General features: G+C 35.9%; 14 protein-coding genes and 1 pseudogene. 10 read left to right on the top strand and 5 right to left on the bottom strand.

Annotation, left to right across the window (positions count from 1 at the left end; translation table 11 throughout):
- The first annotated feature begins 134 nt into the window (after positions 1–134).
- From BFJ97_RS12865 to BFJ97_RS12855, 3 genes are all read left to right on the top strand, one after another.
- Positions 135–728 carry an NADPH-dependent FMN reductase gene (locus BFJ97_RS12865; RefSeq protein WP_068985057.1) on the top strand — a complete coding sequence of 198 codons (594 nt, stop codon included), beginning with the start codon at positions 135–137 and terminating at the stop codon, positions 726–728.
- A 433-nt stretch (positions 729–1,161) separates the two neighbouring features.
- Positions 1,162–2,100, top strand: a complete 939-nt coding sequence (locus BFJ97_RS12860; protein ID WP_068985056.1) for a ring-cleaving dioxygenase — start codon at positions 1,162–1,164, stop codon at positions 2,098–2,100.
- A gap of 14 nt (positions 2,101–2,114) precedes the next feature.
- Complete coding sequence (locus BFJ97_RS12855) at positions 2,115–2,723, top strand: flavin reductase family protein (RefSeq protein ID WP_068985055.1); 609 nt, start codon at positions 2,115–2,117, stop codon at positions 2,721–2,723.
- A gap of 45 nt (positions 2,724–2,768) precedes the next feature.
- Here BFJ97_RS12855 and BFJ97_RS12850 read toward each other — a convergent pair whose 3' ends face one another.
- Together BFJ97_RS12850 and BFJ97_RS12845 are read right to left on the bottom strand one after the other, a co-directional pair.
- Positions 2,769–3,710 (bottom strand): aldo/keto reductase, encoded by a 942-nt coding sequence (locus BFJ97_RS12850; RefSeq protein ID WP_068985054.1) that lies wholly within the window; start codon positions 3,708–3,710, stop codon positions 2,769–2,771.
- A gap of 132 nt (positions 3,711–3,842) precedes the next feature.
- Positions 3,843–4,595: an IclR family transcriptional regulator gene (locus tag BFJ97_RS12845; protein WP_068985053.1), complete on the bottom strand. Its 753-nt coding sequence runs from the start codon at positions 4,593–4,595 to the stop codon at positions 3,843–3,845.
- Between the two features lie 406 nt (positions 4,596–5,001).
- Here BFJ97_RS12845 and BFJ97_RS12840 point away from each other — a divergent pair, with 406 nt between their 5' ends.
- Positions 5,002–6,402: an amino acid permease gene (locus BFJ97_RS12840; protein ID WP_068985052.1), complete on the top strand. Its 1,401-nt coding sequence runs from the start codon at positions 5,002–5,004 to the stop codon at positions 6,400–6,402.
- Between the two features lie 103 nt (positions 6,403–6,505).
- Here the strand turns inward: BFJ97_RS12840 and BFJ97_RS12835 are convergent, their stop codons facing one another.
- Complete coding sequence (locus BFJ97_RS12835; protein ID WP_068985051.1) at positions 6,506–6,895, bottom strand: RidA family protein; 390 nt, start codon at positions 6,893–6,895, stop codon at positions 6,506–6,508.
- A 425-nt stretch (positions 6,896–7,320) separates the two neighbouring features.
- Here BFJ97_RS12835 and BFJ97_RS12830 point away from each other — a divergent pair, with 425 nt between their 5' ends.
- From BFJ97_RS12830 to BFJ97_RS25200, 5 genes and pseudogenes are all read left to right on the top strand, one after another.
- Positions 7,321–8,361 carry an AI-2E family transporter gene (locus BFJ97_RS12830; RefSeq protein WP_068985050.1) on the top strand — a complete coding sequence of 347 codons (1,041 nt, stop codon included), beginning with the start codon at positions 7,321–7,323 and terminating at the stop codon, positions 8,359–8,361.
- A 347-nt stretch (positions 8,362–8,708) separates the two neighbouring features.
- The gene (locus tag BFJ97_RS12825; RefSeq protein ID WP_068985049.1) at positions 8,709–8,972 is read left to right on the top strand and encodes a CD3324 family protein; all 264 of its coding nucleotides are present in this window, start codon (positions 8,709–8,711) and stop codon (positions 8,970–8,972) included.
- Between the two features lie 125 nt (positions 8,973–9,097).
- Positions 9,098–9,637: a GNAT family N-acetyltransferase gene (locus BFJ97_RS12820; protein ID WP_068985048.1), complete on the top strand. Its 540-nt coding sequence runs from the start codon at positions 9,098–9,100 to the stop codon at positions 9,635–9,637.
- Between the two features lie 533 nt (positions 9,638–10,170).
- Positions 10,171–10,626 carry a GNAT family N-acetyltransferase gene (locus BFJ97_RS12815; protein ID WP_068985047.1) on the top strand — a complete coding sequence of 152 codons (456 nt, stop codon included), beginning with the start codon at positions 10,171–10,173 and terminating at the stop codon, positions 10,624–10,626.
- Between the two features lie 194 nt (positions 10,627–10,820).
- A pseudogene (locus BFJ97_RS25200) lies at positions 10,821–10,946 on the top strand (excalibur calcium-binding domain-containing protein); the annotation flags it as partial.
- 66 nt (positions 10,947–11,012) lie between these two features.
- Here the strand turns inward: BFJ97_RS25200 and BFJ97_RS12805 are convergent.
- Positions 11,013–12,362: an MATE family efflux transporter gene (locus BFJ97_RS12805; protein ID WP_068985045.1), complete on the bottom strand. Its 1,350-nt coding sequence runs from the start codon at positions 12,360–12,362 to the stop codon at positions 11,013–11,015.
- On the bottom strand, positions 12,349–12,816 hold the full coding sequence (locus BFJ97_RS12800; protein ID WP_068985044.1) for a GNAT family N-acetyltransferase: 468 nt from the start codon (positions 12,814–12,816) through the stop codon (positions 12,349–12,351). Before BFJ97_RS12800 ends, BFJ97_RS12805 begins: the two co-directional genes overlap by 14 nt.
- 160 nt (positions 12,817–12,976) lie before the next feature.
- Between BFJ97_RS12800 and BFJ97_RS12795 the strand changes: the two genes are divergently transcribed.
- Entirely contained in the window at positions 12,977–13,807 is an 831-nt protein-coding gene (locus BFJ97_RS12795) for a MerR family transcriptional regulator (protein ID WP_068985043.1), read from the top strand.
- Positions 13,808–13,984 lie beyond the last annotated feature (177 nt).

The raw sequence follows: 13,984 nt of genomic DNA, 5'->3' as shown, positions 1-13,984 counted from the left end.
ACTTGTTGACGTAAATTAAACCAGCGTGTTACTATTATCTCGAATTCAAGATAACTGAATTCGAGATAAATGAATTTTAACCTTTTAATCCGGGTGGAAAGTTTAACTTTTCACATCATAAGGAGGTAATCATAATGGGTTTTTTAAATAAATTTTTCAGTTCAAAAAAAGAGGAGGAAAAAACAATGGCAGAATTAAATATCGGGATTATTATCGGATCAACACGTGAAGGGCGTGTTAGTCCACAAGTAGCACAATGGGTAAAAGAAATCGCAGATCAACGAGGAGATGCTAATTATACAATTATTGATATTGCGGATTACAAATTACCTTTACTAGGTGAACCAGAGCAAGATGCTTCAGGCGCTCAAGGTTGGTCAGAAATTATTGCAAAACAAGATGGGTTTGTATTTATCGTACAAGAGTACAATCACTCTATTACAGGTGCTCTAAAAAATGCACTAGATTATTTACGTGTAGAATGGAATAACAAAGCTGCAGGTATTGTATCGTATGGTTCTGTAGGTGGTGCACGTGCAGCTGAACATTTACGTGGTATTATGGGCGAGCTTTTAATTGCAGATGTCCGTGTACATCCAGCATTGTCACTATTCACAGACTTTGAAAATGGTACTGATTTTAAACCAAAAGAGGTGCAAACAGATTCTGTTAACCAAATGTTAGACCAATTAATTCCTTGGTCAAAAGCTTTATATACAATTCGTTAACTTCTTTCAGCAAAAGTCTTTTGTACCGAAAGCGTAGCGACAGGTACAGAAGTCTCCCACCTCTATAGGTGGTGAAATGAATGCGAATAAAAGCTGTTTTTCAGCGGGTGTCCAAACGCCCGCTGAAATAGAGGAACTCAGTCTAAGAACGCCACGTCCTGTGGCGACGACTGAGTGACCAACATCACGTTGGCCCAAAGCCTCCGGCGGATGTCATGGAATCGGAAAGGAGTTCAATAAAGGATGTTAGCCTAAATTCATCGTATCCATGCGATAACGGCTAACTGACCTGCATCACGCAGGCCTAAGCACAAAGCCGATTCCAGACGCAATTATGCCAAGGCATAATTGATTTTTGTTCAAAGATTGAGGTAGAACGGTATTGGATAAAGTATAGGTGAGAAATACATTTATCATGAAAGGGACTGTTAACATGAAAAAACATACTGCGGGTATTCACCATATCACAGCCATTGTAGGGCATCCACAAGAAAATATTGATTTTTATGCTGGTGTTTTAGGCCTTCGTTTAGTTAAACAGACGGTAAATTTCGATGACCCAGGCACATATCATCTTTACTTCGGTAACAAAGGTGGTAAGCCGGGGACAATTATTACATTCTTCCCATGGGCGAATGCTTATCAAGGTCGCATTGGTGATGGTCAAGTTGGTGTAACTACTTATGTTGTACAAGAGGGAGCACTATCTTATTGGACTAATCGCCTTGCAAAATTCGCTATTCCATTCCAAAAAGCAGAACGCTTTGGTGAACAAGTAATACAATTTGATGATCCACACGGACTTCATATTGAATTAGTGGCACGTCCAGAAGGCGAATTGAATGAATGGACATTTGGTGAAGTAACTCCTGAGGTTGCGATTAAAGGATTTGGTGGTGTAACACTTTATTCAAGTCATCCTGAAGAAACAGCAAAAGTTTTAACTGAAGTCATGGGACTTGAAAAAGTAGCAACGGAAGGTGAGTATACTCGTTACAAATCTAGCGCAGATATTGGTAATACAGTAGATTTAAAAGTTGTTCCTGGTATGCGTGGTCAAATGGGAGTCGGAACAGTTCATCATATTGCTTGGAGAGCCCAAGATCATGCGGACCACCTAGAATGGCAAGAGTATGTAATGAATCATGGACAACATGTAACTGAAGTGAAAGATCGTAATTATTTTAATGCGATATATTTCCGTGAACCTGGTGAGATTTTATTTGAAATTGCGACAGATCCACCTGGATTTGCTCATGATGAAACACCTGAGACAATGGGTAGCCAATTAATGTTACCAGCTCAATATGAACAGCATCGTGAACAATTAGAAAGAACATTAATTCCAATCGAAGTGCGTGCGCTTGATTAAGGAGGATGAGTCGTTTGATTTCGATTGATCCTACGAAAAATACTGAGCGTGAAAACTATAAATTATTAATTGGCAGTATTATTCCGAGACCAATTGCCTTTGTTACGACGAAGTCAGAGCAAGGAGTCATCAATGGCGCACCTTTTAGTTTCTTTAATATTGTGTCATCAAATCCACCTATGATTTCTCTAGCGGTTCAAAGACCACAGGAGCGCTTAAAAGATACCGCTCGACATATTCATCATCAGCAACAATTTGTTGTGCATATTGTAGATGAGGGGAACGTTAAGCAGGTGAATGAAACGGCAGCTTCATTACCTGTAACTGAAAGTGAAATTGATAGAGCTCAATTTACATTAACCGATAGCCAGTGTATATCTGTACCAGGTATTAAAGAGGCAAAGGTTCGAATGGAATGCAGCTTAGTACAGACGATTCCTTTGATGAATGGTGACGAACAGACAGGTGATTTGTTCATTGGTCAGGTTGTACAATTTCATATAGATGAAACCATTTATAATGAAGGTCGTATTGACCCGAGGGAATTAAAAGCGGTTAGCAGACTGGCTGGCTCAAATTACGCAAAAATTGGAGACATATTTGCGCTAGAACGTCCTCAATAAAAAATGCGAAAATGTTGATATAACAGCATTTTCGCATTTTTTGTTTTATTTTTTTATTAAAATTCCTTCTATATTCAGTAAATCTCCTTTTGTTAAAAGGACATCGGTTGCTTTTACATTGGTAGCTACTTGTTTTTTATGTTTCCCGCCTGGGATAACTGCATCAACGCCATCTTGATCTAATAACCAAGCAAGTGCTAGATTTGGTAATGTGGTTTCCTTTTCCTCAGCAATTTTCTTTAATGCATCCACTTTTACTAACGTACGCTCAAATAATTCATCTTGGAATAAAGGATCTGAAATTCGCCAGTCTCCTGTATCTAATTTAAAGTCTTTTGTATATTTTCCACCGAGTAGGCCATATGCAAGTGGACCATATGGAATAAATGAAATATCCTTTTTTACACAGTATGGCAATAAATCTTGTTCTGCTGATCGATTCAACATATTGTATGGAGATTGTAAGACAGCAATATCATTATGCACATTCGCTTCTATAAGCTGATCTAATGTTACGTTTGAAATGCCTATTGCTCGGATTTTTCCTTCTTCTTTCAAGCGTGATAATTCACCAATCGCCTCAGCAAGAGGAGTTTCATTATCCGGGAAATGTAAATAGTAAAGGTCTACATAATCCATCTGTAGTCGGTTCAAGCTATTTTCGAGTGCACTTCGTAAATATTGCGGATGATTATTTGTCTTTACTGAACCATCCTCAAACCAATGTCTACCTCCCTTTGTCGCTAAAACGAAATCTTCCCTTGGATATTTCTTTAATACTTCGCCGACGAGCTCTTCTGAACGCCCTGTTCCATATATGTCTGCTGTATCAAAAAAATTTATCCCTAAATCAAGTGCAGCTGAGACTAGCTCCTTCCCATCTTGTTCATTTAAGTTTTCATATAAGTTATGTCCACCTACAGCATTCGTCCCAAGACCAATTTCTGAAATGTTGATATTCGTTTTTTTTAATGTATGGAATTTCATATTCCTACCTCCTCGCTTTTCTGTAATCAGAATAGAGTAAAAAAATTAAATTACCAACATACATAGCTGCAGTTTCATATATAGAAACAAATGCGTTTTAATTGCAAATAGAACTTTCCAAAGAAATTAACATTATGCTAAAAGATAATGGATTTCTTCTGTCAATTGCTGACTTGCCTCCACTAATTTTTTTACAAACGAACGAATGGCAGTTTTCTTAATTTGTTCCGTTGAACCATGCAAAGCAATCGCACCGAGGACCTTTTCATTCACATAAATCGGAACGGCAATACAACATTTACCTAGATTCGTTTCTTCATGATCAACAGCATATCCTTGTGCTTTAATGACCTGTAAGTGAGGAATCAAAAGACCATAATCATAGAAGGTTTTTGCTGTAAATGTATTCAGTTCAATACTATTTAATAGTTCACGTTGTTTTTTAGGTGACAGATGAGCTAATACTACTTTTCCAAGTGCGCTTGAATGCATGGGTGTTCGAGTATCGATTGCGTGAAAAGCAGGCTGTTCAAAAGGCTCCCTGATCACATTTTTTATCACCATCTCACAATCTTCCAAAATACCAATATAAGTCGTTATTTCTTCTTGCCGGGCTAATTGATAGGGCGCTACGAGAGATGTCCACTGGATATCTTTATGCCAAAATAAATGTTCATCCCTAAAAATATGCGGATTTAATTGATAATACTTATGATATTTAATCACATAGTTCATTTTTTCTAGTGTATAAAGCATGCGAAAAACGGATGTCTTGTTCATTGATAATTCTTCCATAATTTCAGTTAATGTAAGAGAATGTTTTTGACGTAATACATCCAAAATCAAAATGCCTTTTTTTAATGTCGATACTTCATAGGACTCCATTTTGCCCGCTCCTAACTTCTAAAATAATTTAATCTGTACGTGTGAATTATTAATAGTTACATTTTTAATATTATAAAGGCAATCATTTATTTTTTAGCATAAGCAAAACTCAAATTTGTAAAGTAGTAGACAATTAAAGCAAGAAATCCCATTATTCATATTGTGAAACCCTCACATATGGAAATTGAAGCATCTTCTATCGTCGCGCTTCCCTGTAAATTAATAACCTGAGATAGGTAAATTCTGTATAAAATAATATGTCGGATAGCTTCATTTTAAGCAAGGTATTAATTGAGTCAATAATCTTATTATTGACTCAATTCTAAAAGATAGATAATATAATAATTATTTTAAAAAATGTATAAATATTATGTTTACTATTTTTATTGAATACGGAGTGGTTATTATGGCAAATTTTTTACGAACAAAGTCAATCGAGCAAGCCAATAAAATAACTGAAGTTGAACGCTTTAAACTTAAACGTGAACTGGGATCGTTGCAATTATTGCTGTATGTACTAGGAGCCACAATTGGAGCGGGGATTTTTGTACTGCCAGGAACTACAGCTGCTTTACATGCAGGTCCTGGTGTCGTTGTTTCTTTCCTAATTGGGGGTCTTGTAACAATTGCAGTTGGACTTGCTTATGTCGAATTCGCAGCGATGGTACCTGTCGCCGGGAGCGCTTATACTTATTCTTATATTGCATTAGGTGAAATTATTGCTTGGATAATCGGTTGGGACTTACTATTAGAGTTTATCGTTATTTCTAGTACAGTTGCAGTTGGTTGGAGTGGATACGTCAATTCGTTTTTACAATCGGTGGGAATTCACTTGCCAGGAGTTTTAACAAAGGATATTGCTCATGGTGGGATTGTGAATCTACCTGCTGTGGCTGGTTGGCTTATTGTGGCTTGGATTGCACTAAGCGGAATTAAAAATGTGGGCCGATCAAATATGTTATTTACAGCTGCAAAGGTTGGCGCGATTATCTTATTCCTTGCTATTGGGGCTTTTCACGTTAACCCTATAAACTGGACACCATTTACACCGTTTGGCTGGTCAGGTGTAATGGCGGGAGCGGCATTAGTGTTCTTTGCTTTTACTGGATTTGATGGTGTAACAACTGTTCTGGAAGAAGTAAAAAATCCGCAAAAAACAATACCAAAAGCTTTAATTGGTGGTTTAAGTGTATTAACGCTTATTTATGCACTTGTTGCACTAGTATTAACAGGTATTGTACCATCCCCTGAGTTAGATGTTCCAAATCCTACTGTATATGCACTACAATCTGTTGGTATTCAATGGGGAGGTGCTATCATTGCAGTATCAGTTATTTTTGGATTGCTTGCTACGATGATTGCCAATACAACTAGTGCGACACGCGTGCTGTTTGCAATGAGCCGTGATGGACTTCTACCAGAACGTATTGCACAAACAAATAAGAAAACAGGAGTACCTGTATTATCAACTTTAATTGTGGTTGGAACAGGAATTCTCTTATCAGGATTTTTATCGATCGGAGAATTAGCGGAATTTGCTAATATCGGCGGTTTAACTGCTTTTGCTTTAACAACAGTTAGTGTTGTTGTCCTTCGCTATACACGACCAGATCAACCACGTGTATTCAAAGTACCAGCGTTATGGCTTGTAGCAACTGTAGGTGTTGGAGGATGTCTTGTATTAATTTTTAGTCTCCCATTATTTACGATACTACGCTTTTTGTTATGGTTGGCAATAGGTTTAGTTATTTATTTTGCCTATGGATATAAACATGCTAAAATGAACGCTAAAAATGAAAATCTATAAATGTGACATACACCCCTTTGGTTCTAAAGGGGTGTTTTTATAACTAACTAACTTACATACAGAGCTGGACGCACATTCTTGTTCATACCAACATATTATAGGTTTAAATTTCCTGACATGCCCAGGCATCAATCTCAACCTTTAGGGTAGGGGCAGCGAGTGCTACTACGTAAATTAATGTCGTACATGGAAGGTGATCACCAAGAAAATCACTTATTATTTGTTTTCTTTGATCTGCATTCATTTCCCCAACGCAATAAAAGACTAGCTTCGTTAAATCTTGAATTTCCATATTTGCACTTTCAAGATTCTTTCGGATATTTTCTAATGCTAACTTCATTTGAGCTAATGGCTCTTCAGGTACAGTCCCGTCTTTCTCCATTCCTATTTGTCCAGATAATGTTAACCATCTCTGTGGTCCTGTCACCTCAATCTGATGTACATAAGGAGCAACTGGTAGATGAATGTCCTCCGGGTTTCTTGCAACTTTCATATAATCAATCCTTTCTATTATGGTGAAAATTGTAATGATAATATCATACTAAAACTAATTCTAATTTTACTACCATCATGAAAGAACTTACATTGGATATGGTGGTTGAAAAGGTTATAATAGAATAATAGAATCAAGGCTTATAACGCTGATACAGCTTTCAATAAAGTACAAAAGTAGTGTCATTAATTTTTATTATGATAAGGCATACAATTCTTTTCGCTCCTTGGATTAATTATTTTCTAATAAGACTTAAAAAGCGCATGCATTTAAGTGGTAATGGGAATAATATTCCAATGAAGGAGGGAAATTACATAAGGATGATACGTAATGTTTTACATCAATTTTTTACTTGCTTATGTTCATTTGATAGCGACACCCAGGCAGTAAAGACAGCGAAGCCGTATTGTAGAAGGAGTGAATACATGAGTAATTTCTTTCGAAGTAATGGATTTAAACGATTTATAATTCTAGTCGGGATCGCTGTTGCACTATATTTGATGCGAAGTATGATTAATCTTGTTCTTCTCACGTTCATTATTACTTACTTGATGAATCAGCTTACCACAAAGACAACAAAAGAGATTAGAAAGTATGTACCAATGAACGAGAAAGCCGTGACAGTTACCCTCTATCTTTTACTTGTTGCAGGGATTGTGGCTGTTATCTATAAGTATTTGCCCGTCGTAACCCAACAAATTACGCAGCTTTTTGACCTTATTGCTAGCTTTAGTCTCGATCCAGATGATAACGAGATTACAAGGTATTTAGCTCCAACTTTTGAGAAAATTGAACTTGGCAAATATTTAGAGCAGGGTGTGGACCTAACTCTTAAAAATATTACGAATATTGGTAAAATCATCTTACATGTGTTCATCGCCCTAATTTTAAGCTTGTTTATTTTGCTTGAGAAGAAACGTATTACGGAATTTACAGCGAAATTTAAGGATAGTAAAGTGAGTCACCTTTACTATGAGTTACAATATTTCTCAAGAATATTCATTCGTTCTTTTGGTAAAGTGATTGAGGCACAATTTATAATTGCAGCCGTCAATTGTGTTTTATCTGTTATTGCCCTATATATTATGGGCTTCCCACATTTGATTGCATTAGGGATTATGCTCTTTATATTAGGGTTAGTACCTGTCGCAGGGGTCATTATGTCTTTGATTCCTCTAAGTATCATTGCATACAGTATCGGTGGTTTCATGTACATTTTTTATATCTTGGTTATTGTTATGATTTTACATGCTATAGAGGCATACTTCTTAAATCCAAAGCTTATGTCGGCGAAGACAGATTTACCGATTTTCTATACATTTATCGTTATTCTCTTCTCAGAGCATTTCTTCGGTGTGTGGGGCTTAATTATCGGTATCCCATTATTTATGTTCTTACTCGATATTCTGGGGGTTACGTCCTCAGAGGGTGAAGAGCAACATGCCACGGCAGTGCCAGGTAAGTAAAGTGAATAAAGTTTTTGTTCAAAAAGGAATCAAGTGTGTATGATTCCTTTTTGTCTTTGTTAATTGAAAAAAATATATATGCTAAGATAAACTTGAATAAATTGACAACGTAAGGGGGGATAGAAGTGAGTGAATATAGTAAGTTCCTAGATACGGAAGCAGCCCATGCAAAGCTTAATTTTAATATGGCAATACTTTGCATGGGGTAAATTTTAACTTCTTTCAGCAAAAGTCTCCCACTTCTATAGGTGGTGAGGCATAATTGATTATTTGCCTCGAAGTATTTCTTATAAAATTAGCTTTGCTACCTTATTTTATTTTCAATATAAAAATGAGGGGTTGGCAATATGGCTTATAAGAAGGCTTCAGTTATCTTACCGAAAGAGCTTTTACTAGAAATCCAAAAATATGTTCAAGGTGAAATGATTTATATTCCTAAAATAGAAAACACTTATTTAGAGTGGGGTGCACGTTCAGGCACAAAGAAATATATTGAAGGTAGAAATAAGTCGATAAAAGAAGCGTTTACGAATGGAACTTCAATTGAACAACTATCTACCCAGCATCATCTAGCGGTAGAAACGATTAAAAAAATTGTTTATACAAGGTAACTCGTAGAAGCACTAACAGCTGAAATGTTGGTGCTTTTCGTATGTCTAAAACGTTTCTTAAAGGAACTAGGCATATTCTTTCTAATCGAAATCCCTTTTAATATAGTTCAAGGGAGGGATTTTTAATGATTATAGGACAAGATGTATTTTTAAGACCAATTACTGAAAATGATGTAGATAGTATTTTCATGTGCTTTCAAAATGAAGAAATTATGTATATGACGGGCACTCGTCACCTTTTAACGAAAGGTCAGATTAAAGAGGCTTTGAATCGATTTAGCGAAGATTCCACACGTTATGATTTTGCTATTTGTTTAGTAGAGAATAGTCAAATTATCGGTGATTTAGCCATTATGGAAATAGATTTGGACAATAAAAAGGCCATGTTCCGTATAGCTTTACACAGTATAGAGAATTGCGGCAAGGGATATGGGGCTGAAGCGGTTCAGCTTACTCAAAAATTCACGTTCGAGGAGCTTCAGCTTAATCGCTTAGAATTACAAGTGTACTCCCATAATCTCCGGGGGATAAAATCGTACGAAAAGGTAGGTTTCAAGAAGGAAGGCATACTAAGGCAATCCTTATATATGAACGAGAAGTATTCTGATGAAATTATTATGAGTATTCTTCGTGATGAATATATGGAACTAAAAAAGAACCATTAGAAAATATAGATCGTTGCCAGCGCTGATTTAGTAGTGCTGGATTTTTTTATGATAGATCGTCATAAATAAATCTGAGGGGAGAATATACAATTTCGTAATTTTGATTTAGATGATTTTGAGCAGGTGGTAGACTTATGGCGAAAATCAGGATTAATACCTTCACGTTCGGATACATTGGAAGGCATGAAGGCAAGTTGGCTGTGAAAAAGTAAATTTATTAATTGAATTAAGTAATCATAATGTTCAAGACTTTTATGAAAAACAGGGTTATAAAAGGGATGACTTAATCTTTATGGAGAAATGCCTTAACTAGTTTCTTAAAAAAGGAGAGTCCTAGATAAAAATACAAGATTTTGCTATATTTAAGTAATAAGAGTTACAAATGGTAAAATATGATATACTTTTATAGAAATACAGTTAAAGGGGGCGGTCATTATGACAAACAAAACTGTTTTTATGATGAAATACTGGGGGATAACGCATAATTAACAATGATATGAAGCGTTTCCCTGAATTCGGAAGGGGAAAAATGTATGAATAAGAATGCTGTGAAAATTGTAGAAGTCAATGCAGAGAATTGGTATGAGTGTTGCCTATTACAAATATCAGAAGAGCAAAGAGATTATATTGAACCAAACGCTATTTCAATAGCACAATCAAAGTTTGACCCAACATTAAAACCATACGTTATTTATTTTGAAGAGCGAGTAGTAGGTTTCTTAATGTTTAATTCTGTAATAGAAGAGCTTGATGGCTATTGGATATATAGAATTATGATAGATAAGCATTTTCAAGGTAAGGGTATAGGGAAAGCAGCTACTGAGCTAATGATTGCAGAAATAGCTAAATTACCAAATGCGCAAAAAATTATAGTAGGTTATCATCCAGAAAATAAAGGTGCACATTATTTATATTCAAGCTTGGGATTCAAAGATTATGGTGATCGCTTTGGTAAAGAAATGGCTGTCATTAAATATTTAAACGAATAATAATCAAGAAAAAGGGGCCTATTTAAGGTCCTTTTTGTATTTTCTTTCAGTAAGTCTGTTACTTTAGTATTGTTTCTGTATTCTATATTCTGTAATATTATCCATTAGGAGGTGTTATAGTGAAAAAACTACTTATAACTTTATTAACAGCAACTTTAGTATTCTCAGTCACATCATTTAATGCTGATGTACAAGCGAAAGAGACATTTAAAAACTGTAAAGAATTAAACAAAAAATATCCTAATGGTGTGAAAAAAGGTCACCCTGCCTATCAAGATAAGCTTGACAGAGATAAAGATGGTTGGGCTTGTGAAAAATAGAAATTAAACAATTTAAACCCCTTTCGAAACAATAATCGAAAGGGGTTTTCTTCTTCGTTTATAGCACTAATTTAAGCTGCTCCTCTCTGAGAAAATCGTATGTGATTTTCTCTTCAGAAAGATAAAAATGAGCAATGCAGTAATGCCTTCTGCGACAGGGAAGGTCCACCAAATAGCTTGTGGGCCAAGCAATTTAGGTAACAGTATGAGCGTAGGGATAAATAGTATAATGCTCCGTAATAACATAATGGTAGTTGCAAGTCGGATTTTTTCAATCGATTGGAAGAATTCCGCAAACACCATATTCATACCAAGGAATACATAGCCAATTGCAAAGTGTGTAAAGCCCTGTGCCGCCATGTTGCGAATTTCAAGCGTGCTATCACCAAATAGTGCTATTAGCTGTGAAGGGAATAACATAGCGATGATGGCAGTAGTTAAACCTAAAATAAGGGCAGTGGCAATACCGATTTTCAGCAGCGCTGTTAATCTCTCTGTTAATTTGGCGCCGTGGTGATAACTAACTAGAGGCTGTAGAGCCATACCAATACCAAGGAAGACCATTAACAGTACCGTATGAATATAGTTAATCATGGCGTATGCAGTAACTCCATTTGATCCTAAATAATGTAAAAATGTCACGTTATATAAAATGACCATTACGGCGACAGAAGCTTCAACGATAAAGCTTGGTAGCCCAATAGCAAACATTTTCTTTAAATCAGATAGGCTGAAAAAATTACGTACAAATTTTAATTCGGATTGCTTTCTGAAGAAATGAAGGCAGAGCACGGACATACCGATTATTGTGGAAAGAGATGTAGCTAAGGCACAGCCTGTTACGCCATAATCGAGCACGAAAATAAAGATATAGTTTAATATAATGTTTAAAACAGATGTAGTAATTAAGCCCATCATGGCGAGCTTTGGATTACCATCATTGCGAATAAAAATGCTTAATAGGTTTTCAATCGTATAAAAAACACCGAATACTAAAATAACATGTAGGTACTCTTGGACATAAGGATAGGTAGCATCACTTGCCCCGAATATATAGGAAACTTCCTTTAAATTTAATAAAAGTAATAGGACGATTGCCATAACCACAACGACCATGGTTATAAATGCTAATGTAAAAAGCTGGTGTGCTTGTTTCTTATTGCCTTCACCGAGAGAGATTGAAAATAGCGTAGCTCCACCCATACCAATCCAAAGGGAAATGGATAGCAAAATAGAGAAAATTGGTACGGCGATATTTACTCCTGCTAGAGCGGTTGGTCCAACTCCGTGACTAACGAAAATACCATCCACTAAAATATTTACTGACATCAACAACATGCCAATCATCGCTGGGAATAAGTATGATAAAAATAATGGCTTTAGTGGCCTGGTCTCAATAGGATTAATGGTTGTCATGAGCATGTACCTCCAATAGCATTACCTTTTCGCCGTTTTCATCGAGTTCACCGTTAAAAACGAACCCAAATTTTTCATATAGCTGAATGGCTACTATATTGTTGTCATAAACGCTTAAATATATTTTTTGGCAGCTGAAGTTAGCTACTAAATATTTAATAAGTTGTTGTAAAAAGTATTTGCCCAATCCTTGGTGCTGATAGCGTTCATCAATGAAGTAGCGATCTAACCAAATACGCTGCGTATTGTTCTTATATGGGAACGCACCATACATAGCGAAGCCAACTGCAATGTCCTCTCTATACAATCCGACTGGAATAAAACGTGTATCAGCTTCTGCCTCCGCCAAACATTGCACGGTACTCTCAATAAAATCCTGCTGATTATCTGCAATGCGTAATGATAAAATTTCCTTTTTGTTTAAAGCTGTAATGTCACGAATTTCCGTGAACATAATGTCAAAACCTTTCTGTTTATAATTTCTTTCAGTAGATGTCCAGAAATCCGCTGAAATAGACGATTCCGGACGCAATTTTGCCGTGGCATAATTGATTGCGAATAGCTACAATTTAATGTATATAGTAACTATATAGTCAAGGAGGGGAAATTTAAAAATGTTTAATAAAAATGTAAAATATTTTACAACTGGTGAATTCGCTAAAATTTGTAAGGTGAATAAACAAACACTCATTTACTACGATCAAATTGGTTTATTATCACCAATCATGAAGGATAGTAAGGACTATCGTTATTATTCCATTACGCAATATGAATTTTTTAGTGTGATAGAGCTATTAAAGGCAGTTGGTATGTCTTTAAAGGATATTCAAACATACATGGCAGAAAAATCACCTGAAAATTTCTTAGACTTGATGCGACAGCAAAAGGACATTGTAGCGAAAAAACGTCGAGAGCTTGAGATGATTGAAAACATTATCGATGTAAAAATCGATTTAACAGAGGAAGCCTTACACCTTGATTTTGATAGTATTACGATCGAGCATCTGCCAGAGGCAACATTGTATTTAAGTAAAAATATCGAGGATTCGAAGGAGGAGCAGTTTACGAAGGCTGTTTCAGACTTTATAGATGAATTAGACCGCTCTCAATTAGACACGGGTTATCCTATTGGAGGTATGACAAGAAGAGAGCAAGTATTAGCCGGAAACTATGATAATTATAGTTACTTATATATAGAGCAGCCACAGCCGAGAGAGGGCCATCCCTATTTTAAAGCGATTGAAGGGGATTTTATCGTTGGCTATCACGTAGGGCTGGCTACTACACTTGGTGAAACATACGAGCGATTATTTAAAGTCATGCGAGAAAAAGGTTACGAATTAGGGCAGTACGTTTATGAGGAATATATTTATGATGCCGTTATTAAAAATCGTGAGGAGGAATATGTAACGAAAATTATGGTGGAAATTAAAAAAGGTTGTTGATAACGTTTTTGCTTATCAACAACTTACTATTAGAAAGAGTCACTCTAAACAATTAGAAAAGAACTAGTAAAGGTAAGCAATTTAGCATGTGTATGGCTTTTTAATGGAAGTAAAATCCTAGTGTTTTAAAGTAAATTGAAGTCTAATCCTAATAAGTGAATGATTTCCTGACGATAT

It is taken from the genome of Lysinibacillus xylanilyticus, assembly GCF_001708185.1.
GTDB classification, from domain to species: domain Bacteria; phylum Bacillota; class Bacilli; order Bacillales_A; family Planococcaceae; genus Lysinibacillus; species Lysinibacillus xylanilyticus_A.
Note: the sequence above shows the minus strand (reverse complement) of the source record. Positions and strands in the feature narration are given on the sequence as shown.